Here is a 17,225-nt window from a genome sequence, read left to right on the forward strand (position 1 = left end):
AGTAACACTTCTTTCATTTCAGACTGACAACGACTAAAATGTTAATCGGCGTTTATTATGGATCAAGAGCGATGATTGTGGCGATGAGAAATGTTTGAGCTTTTGTCTGAGAAGATAGGGGCCGTTTTCAAGAAGCTGAGCGGTAAGGGGGGGCTCACTGAGAAGGATGTGGATGAAGCGCTACGGCAGGTAAGACTGGCGCTTTTGGAGGCAGATGTTAACCTGAAGGTGGTGAAGGAGTTCACTGCCAAAGTGAGGGAGCGTGTGCTTACCAGCCAGGTCCTACAGAGCTTGTCTCCAACGCAGCAAGTGGTGAAGATCGTTCATGAAGAGCTTACGGCTATCCTTGGTGGAGGACAGAGCACACTGACCACAGCAGGCCATCCTCCCTCTGTTTTGATGCTGGTGGGGCTTCAGGGCAGTGGTAAAACTACCACGGCGGCAAAGCTGGGTCTGCATCTGAGGCACTCGGGGCAACGTCCTTTGCTGGTAGCTGCCGATACGCGCCGGCCAGCGGCCATAGATCAGTTGGTTATTCTGGGGAAGCAGCTTGACATCCCTGTCTATGCTGAGGACCAGAAGTCGGCCCCGCCGGATATCTGTGCCCACTCTATCCAGCGGGCTAAGGAACTGGCAGCTACCTGGCTGGTGGTAGATACCCAGGGCCGTCTCCATATCGATGAGGCGCTGATGGAGGAGTTGGTGGAGGTGAAGAAGGTGCTTCAGCCTTCTGAGATACTTTTGGTGGTTGATGCCATGACGGGTCAGGAGGCGGTACGAGTGGCTGAAGAATTCAACACCAAGGTGGGCCTGACCGGCTTGATACTCACCAAGATGGATGGTGATGCCAGAGGTGGCGCTGCTCTATCCATAAAATCAGTCACTGGAGTCCCCATCAAATTTATTGGAACGGGGGAGAAGGTTGATGCCCTGGAGCCTTTCTATCCCGATCGCATATCTTCTCGCATTCTGGGCATGGGGGATATGCTTACCCTGATCGAGAAAGCAGAGAAGGTAGTTGATGAGAAGTGGGCCAAGGATATGGAGAAGAAGCTGCGTACAGCCACCTTCACCCTGGAGGACTTTCTGAGTCAGCTACAGCAAGTCAAGAAGATAGGTTCACTGGGGCAGTTGATGGAGATGGTTCCCGGGCTTTCCTCCCTGGCCCGCCGGTTGCCCGAGGGAGTTGATGAGAAACAGCTGAAGAAAGTGGAAGCGATAGTACTCTCTATGACGAAGGAAGAGCGCCAGCGCCCTGAGATGATAGATGGCAGCCGAAGGAGACGTATTGCTCAAGGCAGTGGGACCACTCCCCAGGATGTAAACCAGCTCCTCAATCAATTCCGTCAGGTACAGAAGCTGATGAGGCAAATGGATTCTGGTAAGGCCAAGAGGTTGCTCTCGGGGTTGAAGTAATCCCCTCGCTTTCTTACTTCTTATATTTCTTACGTTTCACTGGGGCATGCCGGGCGCTAAGCCGGCTTGTCCGAAGGAGTTCCCAGTGGCTCGTATAGGTTGGGCGCGAGAGGTGTTGTTTACTCCAGGTAGTCCTTCAGTTTTCTGCTACGGGTAGGATGACGCAGTTTGCGCAGTGCCTTAGCTTCGATTTGCCTGATTCGCTCTCGGGTTACCTTGAACTCCTTGCCCACCTCTTCCAGGGTACGGGCTCTCCCATCGTCAAGCCCAAACCTCAATCTGAGCACCCTCTGCTCCCTGGGAGTCAGGGTGTCCAGTACGCCGGATATCTGGTCCTTGAGCAGTTCATGAGAGGCGGTATCGACGGGGGACATTATCTTGCGGTCCTCGATAAAGTCTCCCAGGTGGCTATCCTCTTCCTCTCCGATGGGGGTTTCCAATGAGATGGGTTCTTGGGATATCTTCATGATCTCCTCCACCTTTTCTGGAGACATTTCCATCTCGGCGCTGATCTCGTCAATGGTTGGCTCGCGCCCAAATTCCTGGGCTAGACGGCGGGTGGTCCGATAAAGCTTAGTGATGGTCTCTACCATATGCACGGGTATGCGGATGGTGCGGGCTTGGTCGGCGATAGCTCTGGTGATCGACTGACGGATCCACCATGTTGCATAGGTGCTGAATTTGAATCCCCGACGGTAATCGAATTTCTCCACGGCGCGAAGGAGGCCGATGTTTCCCTCCTGGATAACGTCTAGGAATGACATCCCCCGTTCTGCATATTTCTTGGCTACGCTGACTACCAACCTCAGATTGGCTTCAACCAGGCGTTCTTCCGCCGCCCTTCCTTCTTGCTCGATGACTTCGAAATACTTATCGATTTGTTCCTCAAAGGGTTTGAGGGTGTTGGGGAAGTCGGGGTCGTGTATGAGGGCACTTAGTGCAGATGGTGATCCCTTGCCTGTAATATCGAGGACGTCTTGGGGCAAGAGGGAGCTGGCAAGCGAAAGGTCTTTTAAGGACTGCGCTACTTTTGGGGGGGGTTCTTCCATTGTGTGGGACAGGGCTTCTATCATTTGTTCACTTAGTTCCCTGTCCAGAGCGGCTCGCAACTGCGGATTTGAAATTCTCTTGTCCAGACGTTTGTGCGGAGCCAGGTCGATTTGCTTCTCTACTGCGTTCAGAAGAGGAATAGTCTGCTCTAGCCGCTCCAGCAGAACAATGACGACATCAGTAGCTGTTGCCGTAGCCGCAGTTGTTGCTGTAGGTGTAGTTGTAGGTGTTGCTGTTGCTGTTGCTGTTGCTGTTGCTCCTGACTTCCGAGAGTATTCCTCTTTTATGGCATTGATATAGTCTTTTTCCTCTTTGTTCCTGGCCAGGACCTTCTCCTCATCCGCAGTGAGGAGAGATACCCTGCCGATTTGGCGTAGATACATGCGCACAGGGTCATCGGCTATTTCCAGTTCGTCAAGCGCTGCCTTCGGTAGCGCAGGTTCAAGTCCGGCACCAGCCTTCTTCTCCAGGGGAGCTACTTCGGGCGACTCCTCTTCGTCTTCCTGACCTGCAATGGCGTAGATGTCCTGTAATAGCTCTGGCTCAAAGCCAGCCCCCATGTCTTCGAAAGACCAGTACTCAGACCCTGCGTATGAGAGGCCGGAGGACGGTTTCCCCTTTCCTGGTGTTGAAGGCCTGGTCTTTGTGACTTCAGCCCTTTTGCCTTTAGGGCGTCCTCTTGCCTTCTTCGTCTCCGAAGCCGCTGCTTCGGGTGGTGCCTTGACTTCTCCCGCAACCCCTTTCGATTTAGGGGACGGTTTGGCCTTAGTAGTATCCTCTGCCGTCTTAGTTTTGGTCTCGGGTGCTGCGTGGGGAAGCCCTGATGACTTTTTGCCTTTAGGGCGTCCTCTTGCCCTTTTCGTCGCCGAAGCCGCTGCTTCGGGGGGTGCCTTGACTTCTCCTGCAACCCCTTTCGATTTAGGGGACGGATTGGCCTTAATATCTTTCACTGTCTCAGTTTCCAGCTCAGACGCTACGCGGGGAAGCCCTGATGACTTTTTACCTTTAGGGCGTCCTCTTGCCCTTTTCGTCTCCGAAGCCACTGCTTCGGGTGGTGCCTTGACTTCTCTTGCAACCACCTTCGATTTAGGGGACGGTTTGGCCTTAGTAGTATCCTCTGCCGTCTTGGTTTTGGGCTCAGGTGCTGCGTGGGGAAGCCCTGATGACTTTTTGCCTTTAGGGCGTCCTCTTGCCTTCTTCGTCTCCGAAGCCGCTGCTTCAGGCGATGCCTTGACTTCTCCTGCAACCCCTTTCGATTTAGGGGACGGCTTGGCCTTAATATCTTTCACTGTCTCAGTTTCCAGCTCAGACGCTACGCGGGGAAGCCCCGATGACCTCTTGCCTCTTTTCGGCATCTTTACCTCTTCTGAACTCTTGGCTTTTTTATCCTTGCCTTTAGCTCGTCCTTTTGTTTTTTGTTTGCCTGCCATGAAGGAAAGCCTCTCCTAGTTGAGTATTCAGCCTTACTGCGGATTGTTGTATCTCTTCTAAATTGGCGTTGTTGCCCTCGGCCTCAATCTCCGAAATCAAGTCCTTCAGCCATCGCTCGCGTAAGCGGTAGATGCACTCACGAATGGCACGTTCCTTTTCCTCTTCGCGCAGTGGGGGTGAGGGTTTTGTTAGGATGGTGTCCAGATGCTCCTTGAGGGTCTCATCCAGCCCTTGGCGCATTGAATCGATATCAGCAGCACCCTGCCACGCAAGGAATAGTTCACGGTTTTGGGTGTGGGGGAAGAAATCGGCTGAAAGTCCTGAAGCATGGCTTCGGAGTTGCGGATAGCGAAACAGTAGAGTGAGGCAGTACTCAGCCTGAGGGTCGTTCGAAGACAGGGACGAGATGAGACTGGAAGGCTGTTTCGAATCACCACCCCGTTTTGAGGCGCTTGGTTTCTGCCCCAGGTGGCTGAGTGCTGAAGCCAGGGTTTGTTCATCCACAGCTACGGCGCGGGCCAGCTTCTGAATGTAATGAGCTTGACGGACCGGATGCTTGATTCCAGCAATGAGCGGCAGTAACTGGTCCACAGCCTGAGTCTTGTCTTTCAGCCTCGTCATGTCTAATTTGGAAACCACAAGCTGGAAGGTGTAATCGACTACCGGCGGTGCCTCTTTGAGTAGCCGCTCCCATTCCTCAGGTCTTTCCTTAATGATATCGTCAGGGTCCTTGCCTTGAGGCAAGACCATAACGCTTATCGCTGCATCGAGAAGATCCTCATACCTCACCAGGCCCGCTGAGGTTGGCAGGGGCACTACCTTCCGATCAAAGGTTTGGCTGGCAACCTCAATTCCTCGCAGTGTTGCCATTTCACCAGCGGCGTCAGCATCGAGGGCCAGAGTGAGACGTTTGGTCAGCCTCTTGATGATGCTCACCTGTTTCTCGGTGAGGGCTGTGCCCAGGGAAGCCACTACGTTGATGAAGCCGTACTGGTGGGCGATAATGACATCCATGTAGCCTTCTACCACTACTGCCAGGTCCTGCTTCCTTATAGCTGGTTTGGCCCGGTCAATGCCGTAGAGGGCGTTACTCTTATCAAAGATGAGCGTCTGAGGCGAGTTGAGGTACTTGGGCAGGGAATCATCGAGCGCTCGTGCTCCAAAACCCAGGACTCTTCCGACTGTATCCCGAATAGGGAACATCAATCGGTTGCGGAAGCGGTCATATGTGCCCGCCTCTCGCTCCTTTTCTACCAACAGGCCGGCAGCTTTCAGATCATTCTCTCTGTGGCCACTCCGTATCATTTCCAGACGTAGTGAGTCCCAGCTATCAGGGCTGTAGCCCAATTGGAAGTCGCTGATTGTTTTTTCTGAGACTCCCCGCTGTGCCAGGTAGGTTCGGGCCTGCTGGCCGACTGGAGAGCGGAGGAGCAAGTTGTGGTAGTATTCAGAGGCTGCCTCGTTTATCTTCTTGAGTTTCTCTGCCTCTGTCTCGCCCTCATCGGCTTTCCTTGGAGTAAGAGTGACTCCTGCCCTTTGTGCCAGAATTCGTAGTGCTTCCCCGAAGTCAAAGCCTTCCTTTTTCATAACGAAGGAGAAGACATCGCCCCCTGTGCCGCAGGCTCCAAAGCAATGCCAGCTCTGACGCTCTGGAAAGACGTAGAAGGAGGGGGTTTTCTCCGGGTGGAATGGACATAGGGCTTTGAAGTTTCGTCCGGACTTCTTCAAGTCAGGCACGTAGCCGGAGACTATCTCCACAATGTCTAATCTCTGTTTTATTTCGTCAATATCGTCCATATCAAATCAAGCGAAACCCTGCGCAAAGGGGATTAGCCTAACAAGCCCAGGTTCTCGGACATCCCGATAGCGTATTGGTCAGTCATCCCGGCCACATAATCCACCACTCTTCTGGGAAGAGGTTCATTACAGAGAGCATATTCGCCGGGCAGACCATCTTCGTGTTCCATGAAATATTCGTAAAGCAGGCAAACTATCTTCTTGGCCTTTTCTGCTTCTTGGTTTACCAGGTCGGAATTATAGACTCTCTCGAAAAGGAAGTTTCTCAGGGTGTTCATAGCCTCGCTGACCGCAGGGCTGATGCCAATAATCGGCCGTATTTGATTGCTTGTCAAGTCCTCTCCCCTAGCGGCCCATGAATAGTCTAATATGTTGCAGATCACCGTATTTATCCGCTTGGAACGGGATTCCCCCAGCAGGAGGGTGGTGGCGCAGGGAATGTCGCTCTCCTTGATAACTCCAGCGCGTAGAGCATCATCGATGTCATGGTTGATGTAGGCGATGATGTCGGCGATTTTGCATATCTGCCCTTCAAGCGTGTCTACTGGCTCCCACCCTTCGCCAAGAACGTCTGCCCTGGACTTGGAGTGCTTCAAGATGCCCTCTCTTACTTCCCAGGTGAGATTGAGCCCCTCGCCACCTTTCTCCAAGAAGTCAACAACCCGCAGGCTCTGCTCGCTGTGCCTGAATCCCAGAGGCGAGATTTCATTCAGTACGTCCTCTCCCGTATGACCAAAAGGGGTGTGTCCCAGGTCATGTCCCAGGGCAATTGCCTCTGTCAGGTCCTCATTGAGGTTAAGGCCTCGTGATATGGAACGGGCGATTTGGGCAACCTCCAGTGTATGGGTTAATCGGGTTACGTAATGGTCTCCCAGGGGAGCAATAAAGACCTGGGTCTTGTGTTTCAGGCGACGGAAGGATTTGCAGTGAATTATGCGGTCCCGATCACGCTGAAATGCAGTGCGAGTGGGACAGGGCTCTTCGGGTTTGAGCCTTCCCTTGGAGAGCCTGTTCCTTGTGGCATAGGGGGAGAGATGCTCCTCCTTCTCTTCCAGCCAAAGACGGATATTCTGATGGGGTCTGTTCACTGCTTGCCATCTGCCGGGACAACTCTGGGGTTAAGTATCGGTGGGTCGAATTCCCAGCTCGTCCTCTGCCTTAGCTATTATGCCCCTGGTTTGCTCAATCATGTCAGGATTGACGGAAACAGAGGTAATTCCCCACTTTACCAGCTTGGTAGTAAGTTCGGGGTACACGGACGGCGCCTGCCCGCAGATGGAGGAGGTGACTCTTCTCTTCTTAGTAGTGCTGATCGCCTTCTCCAGAGACCAGAGCACAGCTTCATCCCGCTCGTCAAATATCTCAGCGAGTTTAGGGCTGTCCCGGTCTACGCCGAGGATGAGCTGGGTCAGGTCGTTGGAGCCTATGGAGATGCCATCAATGCCAACGTCTAGAAACTTGTTCATCAGGATGATATTGGAGGGCACCTCAACCATCATCCAAAGCTTGAAATCTTTCGAGCGAACCAAGCCCAGGGATTCCAGGATATCACTGGTTGAGGCCAGCTCTTTCACAGTGCGCACAAAAGGTATCATCACCCACAGGTTGGTGAAGCTCTCCCGCACCTTTTTCAGGGCCTCTATCTCCAGTTTGAAGATATCGAGTTCCTTGACGTAGCGGGAACATCCTCGGTAGCCGAGCATGGGGTTCTCTTCCATCTCTTCATATTTTTCCCCGCCCTTGAGGTTGCGATATTCATTGGTCTTGAAGTCAGTGGTTCGATAGACTACCGGTCTTGGGTTGAAGGCTTTGGCGAAGATATTAACGTCATGAGCGAGTTTATCCGCAAACTTGTTGCCCCTCTTCTGTTCTATCATGTAGCGGGGGTGCTCACCAATGTTAGCAATCATAAACTCGGCTCGTAGAAGTCCTACGCCATCCACATCACGGGCAGCTACTTTACCAGCCAGATCCGGGTCTGCCAGGTTGACATAGAGCTTGGTAGCTGTCTTCAGCCGCTGTCTTATAAAAGCGGGAGCCTCCACTTTTCTGTCACTGATCACCTTGCCTTTATAGATTTTCCCCTGGTAACCATCCACGGTAACCATTTGTTTCTCTTTCAATAACTTGGTGGCAGTGCCAGTACCTACTATGCAAGGCACACCCAGTTCTCTGGCCACTATGGCAGCATGGCATGTTCTGCCGCCGCGGTCAGTAATGATAGCCGCAGCTCGCTTCATAGCTGGCACGAAGTCAGGCGTGGTCATCTCGGCTACGAGGACCTCGCCTTCCTTCAGCTTGACTATTTCAGAGGAATGAAGAATGATCTCAGTTCGGCCAGCAGCCATGCCAGGGCTGGCGGGTATCCCGCTCAGAATCTCGACACCTTTGATTTCTTCGGTTGGCCCTTCCTTGGCTTTCAAAGTGGTTATCGGGCGAGTTTGGACGATGTAGATCTTGCCGTGCTCCTTGGCCCATTCAATGTCCTGGGGGCATTTGTACAAGGCCTCTATCATCTTTGCGACCTTGGCCAAGGCTAAAACATCTTTATCTGGCAGTTTCTGATGAGTCTGATCAGCGGCAGCAATTGGTACCTTGATGTTCTTTCGTTGTCGATCTTTGGCGTTCGGGTTTCTTATCAGTTGCCAGTCCTGCACAGCGATCTTTTTCTCCAGAAGCCGCAGTGGATCCTTGTCCAGTAGATACATATCAGGTGTCAGCTCACCTGAAACCACCGCTTCTCCCAGCCCGTAGACGGCTTCGATAACGATCTTCTTCTCATCACTGCTCAGAGGCTCTGCTGTAAAGGCAACACCCGACACCTCTGATTGCACCATTCTCTGCACTACTACGGCAATGCCGACCTTGAAATGATCAAAATGCTGTTCATTTCGATAGAAAATGGCCCGGGCTTCGAAGAGGGAGGCCCAGCAATTTTGCACTGCGGTAACGACGTTAGATCCACCCTGCACGTTGAGAAAAGTGCTCTGCTGCCCGGCGAAGGAGGCCTCTGGCAGGTCTTCAGCAGTAGCGGACGACCTTACTGCTACCAGCCCCTGGTGCATTCTCCGATAGGCCTGTTTTATCTCATCAGCCACACTGGGGGGCATAGGTGCGAGACTGATCATCTGCTTGATCTGGAAGGCGGTATCCTGGAGCATGTCGCTGTCTTTGGGATCCAGGGCCTTGAGATAGCTGCTGATTTTCTGGGTTAGACGGGCTTCCTTGATGAAATGGGAGTAGGCATCAGTGGTGACAATGAAGCCAGGGGGGACAGGAATCCGGGCCCTGGTTAATTCTCCAAGATTGGCTCCTTTGCCACCGGCGATGGGAATATCTGCTTTGCCAATCTCTTCAAACCAGGCAATTACCTTTAAGGGTTTCTTCATTAGAGCGGATCCTCCTCAATTTCATTTCGGCGCTTTGACAGGCAGGTCAATGCGGTAGCCCTTTAAGGCGGACTCTATTGCAGCTTTGCTTTTCTCATCTGGCTCCGTGAGAGGGAGGCGTGGTTTGCCTACAGTGAAGCCTATATGGTTAAGGGCGTGCTTGACTGGTATGGGGTTAGAGACAATAAACAGAGCATTAACCAGAGGCAGCAAGTCCCGGTGAATCTGGGCGGCCTCTTCTGTTTTGCCGCCGAGGAATTTATCCATCATTTCCCTGATTTGATTGCCTACCAAGTGAGAGGCAACACTGATGACCCCGTAGCCTCCCAGGGCCAGAATGGGCAGGGTATCGCTATCGTTGCCGCTGTAGACCAGGAAATCCCTGTTGGCACCTTGCACAATCCTGGCGATCTGGTCCAGGTTACCGCTGGCCTCCTTTATCCCTACGATGTTGTCGATCTGAGACAAACGGATAACCGTGTCGGCCGAGATGCTGGTAACAGTCCTGCCGGGCACATTGTATATGATGCAGGGCAAACTCGTACTTTGAGCAATGCTTTTGAAGTGCTGGAACAGGCCGTCCTGAGTTGGTTTGTTGTAGTAGGGAACAACCAGTAGTATCGCATCAACTCCGACCCGCTCGGCTTCTCTTGTCAACTCGATACTCTCCCTGGTGCTGTAGGTGCCGGTGTTGGCCACTACACCTTGTTTTGCAACTGACCTTACTTCAGCGAAGAGGCGTAACTTTTCTTCCCTGGTCAGGGTAGGAGACTCGCCGGTGGTACCTGAGACTATCAATCCTTGGCTACCAGACTTAAGCAAGGCCTGGGCCAACCTTTTTGCCTGTGGATAGTCTAGCTCTCCCTTTTCATCAAATGGGGTTACCATGGCTGTCAGAAGGCGACCGAGATTGATCATTGTTGGCTCCTTAGGATATTTTTATAGATTATGCTGTGCTACAGCACCCGTATAAGGCCCCCCACGTTTTCCCACCGGATAAATCGAGTCAGTCTGACCAGGCAGATTGCCAGGTGGCAATCCCTAAAACGTTAGCAATGTTCGAAATCCAAACCAAGCCTATTCAGTCTTATTGAACGAGCCTCTCAGCTATCTGAACTGCGTTAAGGGCAGCCCCTTTGCGCAGGTTATCACCCACGATCCAGAGGACCAACCCATTGGGATGAGAGGCATCCTTCCGAATCCGGCCCACAAACACATCGTCCTGTCCGGCTACCATCAAGGGATAAGGATAGAGCCTGGCAGCAGGGTCATCCATCAACTTTACTCCGGGGGATTTGGATAGGATGCGTTTTGCTTCCTCGGGAGACATAGGGTGGCTGAATTCTACCTGAACAGCTTCGCTATGTCCAATCCTTACCGGTACCCGCGCGCAGGTAGCCGATATGGCAATATCCGGCGCATGCATAATCTTGTGCGTTTCCTCAACCATTTTCCATTCCTCTTTTGTGTAGCCATTCTGGAGGAAAACGTCAATTTCCGGCAAGACATTAAAGGCAATCTGGTATGGATACACTTGAGGGTTGGTCTTCTGTCCTTCAAGTACAAGCCTGGACTGGGTGGCCAACTCCTCTATGGCGGCTAAGCCGGTTCCCGAGACAGACTGGTAAGTAGCCACAGTGATCCGCTTGATGGGGTTGACCTTATGCAATGGGTACAGGACAATCACCATCTGAATGGTGGAGCAATTGGGGTTGGCGATGATACCATGATGCATCTTCATATCCTCGGGGTTCACCTCGGGCACCACAAGAGGAACGTCCGGCTCCATTCTGAAAGCAGCACTATTGTCGATCACAGTTGCTCCGGCCTGCGCAGCAATAGGGGAGAACCGGCGGCTGATATCGGCGCCGGCAGAGAAGAGGGCAATATCAATACCATCGAAGGATTTCGCAGTTGTCTCTTTGACCTCCAGCTCCTCACCGTGGACCTTCATCTTTCTCCCGTGCGAGCGGTCGGAGGCATAAAGCTGTACAGAGGTCATAGGGAAACGACGCTGCTCCAATATCTTGATGAACTCTTGCCCCACCATTCCGGTGGCACCAACGATAGCAACATTCGATTTTTCCATTATTCCCTCTGGCCCTCTATAAACCTAATAATGCGTCCAGGCCATAGGTTAGTCCTTTCAATTCGACCACCTTCTTTATGGCCAGGACTACACCCGGCATGTAACATTCCCTGTTAATGGTGTCGTGGCGAATGGTAAGTGTCTGCCCTGATATTCCGAATATTACCTCCTGGTGGGCCATCAGTCCTGGCATACGCACGCTGTGGACAGCAATACCCTGAAATTCCCCTCCCCTGGTTCCACTGAGGGTTTCCTTTTGCGTTTTTGAATAGAGGAAAGGTTTTCCTCTTGCCTCTGCAATTGCTCTGGCAGTAGAGAGAGCCGTTCCTGAAGGAGCATCAAGTTTCTGCTCATGGTGCAATTCTATGATTTCAGCGTAGTCGAAGTATTTTGCCGCTATCTTGGCCAAATGGGCCATCACTACAGCCCCCAGGGCGAAGTTGGGGGCTACTATGGCGCCTACGTCATTAGCCCTGGCTAGCCGATCGATCTCGCCCAATGCATCTGCGGAGAGGCCGGTAGTGCCAATCACCAAGCTGATCTTCCGTTTTGTGGCCAGTCTCACTGCATTCATGGTAGCCTCGGCCACACTGAAATCTACGAGAACCTGGGGCTGTGTTTGTGTCAAAATGGCCTCCAGGTTTGAGGAGAGGGGGATAGAGCCGGCTCTGTCAGGCAAAAGAAGGCTTTTTTCATCAGCCTTCGCATCCACCGCTCCCACTGGCTGCAGGTGAGGATCCTTGCAGGCAGCATTTATTGCCTCCTGCCCCATCCTTCCCAAGGCACCTTGGATTACTACTCTGATTGGCATTCAGCTTTGCTCCCTAGTCGTTTGTTCTGGGGAGAATCACCTCTAAGACGATGGTTAGCGAGGGCCTTCGGGGGGCTTCCTTTCGGTGCGTTGACCATCGGGAGGTCTTCTGGGAGAGCCTTGGGTTGGCGGGCCACCCTGGCCTTGCTTCGGCTCGTTGCCTGCTTTGGATTGTTCCTGGAATACGGCGCGTCGTGAAAGGCTTATTTTGCCCATGCGGTCAATTTCAGTCACCTTCACCATGATCGAATCACCTAGTTTGACCACCTCTTCCACGCTGGGTACGCGGTAATCGGCGAGTTCGCTTATGTGAACCAGTCCTTCCTTCCCGGGGAGGATTTCCACCAAAGCTCCAAAGCCGAATATACGAGTCACCTTTCCAGTGTAGATAGAGTTAACCTCGACTTCTCTCGTCAGGCTTTGGACGATGGCGATGGCTTTCTGGGCTGCCTCTGGATCGGCTGAACCGATAAGCACAGTCCCGTCATCCTCAATATCTATGGTTGTCTTTGTTTGTTCGATGATCGACCTTATTGTTTTACCACCGGGGCCAATGACGCTCCCGATCTTGCTGGGGTCGATGTTCAGCCTGATCATTCGGGGTGCATATTTGCTCAACTCAGGCCGGCTGGTGGCGATGGTTTTCAGCATTGTGGTAAGGATTGACAGGCGAGCCTGGTGAGCGTCGTCCAGTGCTTTCTCCAAGATCTCAGGGCGCAGGCCTTTGAGCTTGGTGTCCAGTTGCAACGCTGTTATCCCGGCGGCGGTGCCCGCCACCTTGAAATCCATGTCGCCATAGGCATCCTCCATGCCCTCGAGGTCGGTGAGAACAACGAATTCACCTTTTTCACCAGTGACAAGGCCCATGGCTATCCCAGACACTGGGGCCTTGATGGGTATACCAGCGTCCATTAGGGACAGTGTACTGGCGCAGACAGAAGCCATAGAGGTACTCCCGTTGGAGCTGAGAACTTCAGAGACCAGTCGAATAGTATAGGGGAAGTCATTCTCGGGTGGAAGCACAGGAATAAGGGCCTTTTCCACCAGAGCGCCATGCCCAACCTCACGACGTCCCGGGGTGCCAATACGTTTCACCTCCCCAGTGGAGTATGGGGGGAAGTTATAGTGATGCATGAAACGCTTGCTCTCTTCCAGCGTAATGCCATCCAACCTCTGCTCTTCCCGTGCTGAACCAAGGGTAGTGATATTCAGGACTTGAGTCAGGCCTCGGGTGAACAAGCCTGAGCCATGGGTGCGGGGAAGGAGCCCCACGGCGCACTGTATAGGACGTATCTCTGTCACGTGGCGTCCATCAGGACGGGCGCCCTTCTCCAAGATACGGGCTCTCAATACTGCCTTAAGTCTTGCTTCGAACAACGGGAGTATTTCCTGGCGGGGATACTTCTCCCCCAGCTTCTCCAGCAATTCTTCCTTCAAAGCTGATATCGCCTGATCTCGCTCCATTTTCCCCTGGCCAAACAGCCGGGAAATCCTATCACCAAGAGCAGAGGAGACGGCTGACTCCAACTCATGGTCAACTGCATGTGGCTCGAATCTTGCTTTGGTCTTGCCGCACATACTGACTAGTTGTTCCTGCAGTGCGATGACTTCCTGGTTAATTCGCTGACCAAACCTGATTCCCTCCATGATAAGCTTCTCAGGAGCCTCTTTAGCCCCTGCCTCCACCATGGCTATTTTCTCTTTGGTACCGACAACAACGAGGTCGATAAGACTCTCTTGAAGTTGACTGAAGGTGGGGTTAATCAGGAATTCCCCATTGATATAGCCCACGCGGACGGCCCCCACCGGCCCCTCGAAGGGGATTTCAGATATGGAAAGCGCAGTGGAGGCGCCGATAATGCCCAATATGTCAGGCGAGTTCTCCTGGTCTGCTGAGAGAACGGTAACGATGATCTGTACCTCATGACGGAAGCCTTTGGGAAAGAGAGGGCGCAGAGGGCGGTCAGCCAGGCGGCTGGCCAGGGTTGCCTGTTGACCCGGACGTCCTTCTCTTCTGAAGAAGCTTCCTGGAATTTTGCCAGCGGCATAGAGCCGTTCCTCATAGTCTATGGTTAATGGAAGGAAATCAATTGCCTCTCTGGGCTCTTTATCCATACAGGCTGTGACCAATGCCACTGTGTCACCGTAGCTCACGGTAACAGCACTGACTTGCATAGCCAGGTCTCCTGTTTTGAGGGTGAGAAGCCTTCCCCCGAACTCTCTTTCAACCTTATGTAACATGTTAGCCAATACAAACCTCCTAACGGGACTACCAGTGGAAGCACTTGTGGGGGGATGGCCAGAAAAAGGCTATCTCCGCAGGCCAAGCCTGGTTATAAGCGCCTGATATCGTGCCACGTCTTCTCTTTTCAGATGGGCCAGCAGGCTCCTCCGTTGCCCTACCAACATTTGCAACCCCCGTTGAGAGTGGTGATCGTGGCGGTGTATTTTCATGTGCTCAGTTAGTCCGTTTATCCTTCCTGTGAGCAAGGCTACCTGAACCTCTGTCGAGCCGGTGTCCTTCTCGTCGGACCTGTATTGCTCTATAATGGCGCTCTTTTTATCCTTCTCCACCCCATACTCCATTATTCATTCAATCAATCGGCTACATTATAGCATGAGTCCAGTAGGGTGCAAAATAGCCATCGGGATTGATGAATAATCTGGGGGTGGGAGGCGGGGACATTGAGTCAGGGCCTGTTCCCCGTCAGGCCAGCCGTTTCTCGAAGAATAGTTTGTCATCCCCAGGCGCGTAGAAGTCGGCGATCAGGCCGGCCATCTTGTAGTTCAGTGAAGAGTAGAAACCTCTGGTTTTCTCATATTCCGGTTTGCCGGATGTCTCAACAATGATCAGCCTGCCCTGATTCTCCCTGATCTTGTCCTCGGCGAATGCCATCAGGGCATGTCCCAAACCATGTCCCTGACTCTTAATATCTACTGCCACCCAATAAATATCCCAGGTTCCTTTGGTCAATGGTGTTGGGCCGTAACAGATGTATCCCGCCACTGATGAACTGATCTCAGCTACAAAGGCGTGGTAGCCCGAGCCGGACAGATCCTGCAAATAACAGTCGATGACTTCCTCGGCCACAACTACTTCCTCAGGCATGAATTCAGGTATAGCCTGCAGGATCTGCATTATGGCCGATTTATCCTCATTGGTCATCGGCCTGATCACGGGTCTCATAGCCACTACTTCTGAATGGTGAGCGTTATGATTTTCTCAATAAACTGGCTGTAGGTCATCGAAGCGGCCTTGGCCTGGCGAGCTGCGCCAGTGCCGGGAGATATATCAGGATTGGGATTTACTTCCAGGACGTTGACTTTGTCCTGGGCGTCCAGCCGCATGTCTACCCTGGCGTACCCGTGGCCGATCAGTAGCCTGAAGGCAGCCAGGGCGGTCTCGATTATTTGCGCCTGCTCCCCGGTCCCTATTTGGGCTGGGCAGACAGGCTTCGTGTGCTGGGAATAGACGCTATCCAGTTCCCATTTGGCGGCAAAGGTAAGAACACGAGGCATTGAAGGTGGCAGTGAATAGACTATCTCTGAAATGGGCAGAACGGTTGCCTCCCCATTGCTCAGGACGGTGGCGTTGAACTCGCGGCCTTCGATGAACTCCTCCACCAGCGCCCTTCCTCCGAAAAGCTGGCTCATGCGGGTCACTTGTTTCTGCAGCGAGTCGTAGTCGTGCACCACGCTATCCTGGGACAGGCCGTGGCTGGCATCTTCTCCGCATGGTTTCACAATGCAGGGGTAGCTCAAGTGGAATTCGGAGGGGGTTTCCGGGCTTACTACCTGGTATCTTGGTGTGCTTATTCCGGAGGCTTCCATAATGGCCTTGGCCTTGGCCTTGTCGAGGGCCAAGGCTATGGCTGTGCTTGAGCAGCCTGTATAAGGCAAGCCAACCTCGGACAGCATATTGGTTACAATAGCTTCTGTTTCCGGGCAACCATCAAAGCCTTCGAAAAGATTGAATAGCAGATCTGCATCTATATTCTGCAGGCTCTTGGCGGCGTTCTCGAGGGGTGGCTGCAAAGGTACCCGCCTTACCGCGTAGTCTAACTCGACGAGGGCCCGGTGCACTGCCTTCACTGCATCGAGGACGCCCACAACTGCCTTTTCCTCACCCATGTTCTCGTAGCGGCTGAGGATTGGCTCGTTATAGACAATGGCTACTTTGCGGCGCACCGGGGGCACCTCCCTAAGGCAGCTTTGAGGATGGCTGATATCAATGCCTGGTGAGTCCACCCCATCATGCCGGCCATGATGGGCAGGTCGCCTGACTGAGGGTTAAGTCCCGGCAGGGGGTTTATCTCCAGGAAGTAGGGTATTCCGTTGGAACCGACCCTGAAATCCAGCCTGGCAAAGTCCCGGCAACCCAAGACTTCAAAAGCCTTTAGACTGGAGTCTGTGATCGTCTTCAGAATACCTGTCTCGAGTTGAGCAGGACATTCGTAGTTCACAAGGGCCTCCCAATCCCGCTTTACCTCTAAGGAGTAGATGAAATAGTCCGACTTTTTCTTGGGAACAATGCGCATGATCCCCACCACTTGGGGTGGGGATTTGCCGACCAGCCCTACTGTAACTTCATCTCCAGTGATGAACTCCTCCACCATCACCGGCTGTTGGTAGTGCTGCAACAGTCTCTTGACTGCTGCAGTGATCTGCTCCGGGCTCTCCGCTCTGGAAGCGAGGCGGATGCCTTTGCTGGAACCCTCATGGGCTGGCTTAACAAAGGCGGGGGTGGGAAAATCCCCCCAATCCATTTCTTCTAGCTGCTGTCTATGGTTGATTACCCGGCATCTTGGGGTGGCGACGCCAGCCAGGGCCACTATTTTGTTGGTCAGTGGCTTGTCCAGGCATAGCGCCAGGCACAGAGGGTCTGAGCCTGAATAGGATATATTGAGCATCTCCAGAACGGAGGGCACCTGTGCCTCTCTGCTTCTGTAGTTGCCCAGCCCCTCGGCGATGTTGAAGACAAACTCAACATTCTCCTGAAGAACGTTGGTGAGGAAGTCTTTACCCCCGCCCAACCTGACTACTGTGTGGGATTGAGCCTCAATCGCCTTTGCGACAGCCTCAACCGTTTCCAGAGAATCGTACTCTTCGAGGGCGTCCTCAGGGCTGCCCCGGGTTGCGGGGACCTTCTCCTTGAGGTCGTAGGATAGCCCTATCTTCATCCTACAAAAAAGAGACAACCTGGACGACCCTATCCATTCGCCGGTTGGAGACAATGATCTGG

General features: G+C 53.0%; 13 protein-coding genes and 1 pseudogene. 1 reads left to right on the forward strand and 13 read right to left on the reverse strand.

Annotated elements, in window-relative coordinates; genetic code table 11:
• Positions 1 to 90: 90 nt before the first annotated feature.
• Positions 91 to 1,416, forward strand: coding sequence for a signal recognition particle protein (gene ffh / locus NTZ04_09220; protein ID MCX5992479.1), 1,326 nt, complete (start codon positions 91 to 93; stop codon positions 1,414 to 1,416).
• A gap of 119 nt (positions 1,417 to 1,535) precedes the next feature.
• On the opposite strand, the gene rpoD is transcribed toward ffh, so the two are convergent.
• The 13 genes and pseudogenes from rpoD to NTZ04_09285 form a co-directional block, all read right to left on the reverse strand.
• Entirely contained in the window at positions 1,536 to 2,762 is a 1,227-nt protein-coding gene (gene rpoD / locus NTZ04_09225; GenBank protein MCX5992480.1) for an RNA polymerase sigma factor RpoD, read from the reverse strand.
• 12 nt (positions 2,763 to 2,774) lie between these two features.
• Positions 2,775 to 2,849 (reverse strand): annotated as a pseudogene (locus NTZ04_09230) (hypothetical protein).
• 1,012 nt (positions 2,850 to 3,861) lie between these two features.
• Positions 3,862 to 5,694, reverse strand: coding sequence for a DNA primase (gene dnaG / locus NTZ04_09235; GenBank protein MCX5992481.1), 1,833 nt, complete (start codon positions 5,692 to 5,694; stop codon positions 3,862 to 3,864).
• A 32-nt stretch (positions 5,695 to 5,726) separates the two neighbouring features.
• The gene (locus NTZ04_09240; protein MCX5992482.1) at positions 5,727 to 6,782 is read right to left on the reverse strand and encodes a deoxyguanosinetriphosphate triphosphohydrolase; all 1,056 of its coding nucleotides are present in this window, start codon (positions 6,780 to 6,782) and stop codon (positions 5,727 to 5,729) included.
• A gap of 30 nt (positions 6,783 to 6,812) precedes the next feature.
• Positions 6,813 to 9,083, reverse strand: coding sequence for a phosphoenolpyruvate synthase (ppsA, locus tag NTZ04_09245; GenBank protein MCX5992483.1), 2,271 nt, complete (start codon positions 9,081 to 9,083; stop codon positions 6,813 to 6,815).
• A gap of 21 nt (positions 9,084 to 9,104) precedes the next feature.
• Positions 9,105 to 10,001, reverse strand: coding sequence for a 4-hydroxy-tetrahydrodipicolinate synthase (gene dapA, locus NTZ04_09250; protein ID MCX5992484.1), 897 nt, complete (start codon positions 9,999 to 10,001; stop codon positions 9,105 to 9,107).
• Between the two features lie 169 nt (positions 10,002 to 10,170).
• The gene (locus tag NTZ04_09255; GenBank protein MCX5992485.1) at positions 10,171 to 11,172 is read right to left on the reverse strand and encodes an aspartate-semialdehyde dehydrogenase; all 1,002 of its coding nucleotides are present in this window, start codon (positions 11,170 to 11,172) and stop codon (positions 10,171 to 10,173) included.
• Positions 11,173 to 11,188: 16 nt separating this feature from the next.
• Positions 11,189 to 11,983 (reverse strand): 4-hydroxy-tetrahydrodipicolinate reductase, encoded by a 795-nt coding sequence (gene dapB, locus NTZ04_09260; GenBank protein ID MCX5992486.1) that lies wholly within the window; start codon positions 11,981 to 11,983, stop codon positions 11,189 to 11,191.
• A gap of 54 nt (positions 11,984 to 12,037) precedes the next feature.
• Entirely contained in the window at positions 12,038 to 14,224 is a 2,187-nt protein-coding gene (locus tag NTZ04_09265; GenBank protein MCX5992487.1) for a polyribonucleotide nucleotidyltransferase, read from the reverse strand.
• 69 nt (positions 14,225 to 14,293) lie between these two features.
• On the reverse strand, positions 14,294 to 14,557 hold the full coding sequence (rpsO, locus tag NTZ04_09270; GenBank protein ID MCX5992488.1) for a 30S ribosomal protein S15: 264 nt from the start codon (positions 14,555 to 14,557) through the stop codon (positions 14,294 to 14,296).
• Between the two features lie 133 nt (positions 14,558 to 14,690).
• Entirely contained in the window at positions 14,691 to 15,170 is a 480-nt protein-coding gene (locus tag NTZ04_09275) for a GNAT family N-acetyltransferase (protein ID MCX5992489.1), read from the reverse strand.
• Positions 15,171 to 15,175: 5 nt separating this feature from the next.
• Positions 15,176 to 16,171 (reverse strand): ATP-grasp domain-containing protein, encoded by a 996-nt coding sequence (locus tag NTZ04_09280; GenBank protein ID MCX5992490.1) that lies wholly within the window; start codon positions 16,169 to 16,171, stop codon positions 15,176 to 15,178.
• Positions 16,156 to 17,163: an ATP-grasp domain-containing protein gene (locus tag NTZ04_09285; protein MCX5992491.1), complete on the reverse strand. Its 1,008-nt coding sequence runs from the start codon at positions 17,161 to 17,163 to the stop codon at positions 16,156 to 16,158. Before NTZ04_09285 ends, NTZ04_09280 begins: the two co-directional genes overlap by 16 nt.
• Between the last annotated feature and the right edge of the window lie 62 nt (positions 17,164 to 17,225).

Source organism: Chloroflexota bacterium, assembly GCA_026389585.1.
In the GTDB taxonomy this organism is placed as follows: Bacteria; Chloroflexota; Dehalococcoidia; order UBA2247; family RBG-13-53-26; genus JAPLHP01.

Excerpts from the sequence above, each read along its gene's own strand:
- NTZ04_09285 (MCX5992491.1), bottom strand. The coding sequence starts at position 17,163 with ATGAAGATAGGGCTATCCTACGACCTCAAGGAGAAGGTCCCCGCAACC.
- ffh (MCX5992479.1), top strand. The coding sequence starts at position 91 with ATGTTTGAGCTTTTGTCTGAGAAGATAGGGGCCGTTTTCAAGAAGCTG.
- dnaG (MCX5992481.1), bottom strand. The coding sequence starts at position 5,694 with ATGGACGATATTGACGAAATAAAACAGAGATTAGACATTGTGGAGATA.
- ppsA (MCX5992483.1), bottom strand. The coding sequence starts at position 9,083 with ATGAAGAAACCCTTAAAGGTAATTGCCTGGTTTGAAGAGATTGGCAAA.
- NTZ04_09265 (MCX5992487.1), bottom strand. The coding sequence starts at position 14,224 with ATGTTACATAAGGTTGAAAGAGAGTTCGGGGGAAGGCTTCTCACCCTC.
- dapB (MCX5992486.1), bottom strand. The coding sequence starts at position 11,983 with ATGCCAATCAGAGTAGTAATCCAAGGTGCCTTGGGAAGGATGGGGCAG.
- NTZ04_09275 (MCX5992489.1), bottom strand. The coding sequence starts at position 15,170 with ATGAGACCCGTGATCAGGCCGATGACCAATGAGGATAAATCGGCCATA.
- NTZ04_09255 (MCX5992485.1), bottom strand. The coding sequence starts at position 11,172 with ATGGAAAAATCGAATGTTGCTATCGTTGGTGCCACCGGAATGGTGGGG.
- dapA (MCX5992484.1), bottom strand. The coding sequence starts at position 10,001 with ATGATCAATCTCGGTCGCCTTCTGACAGCCATGGTAACCCCATTTGAT.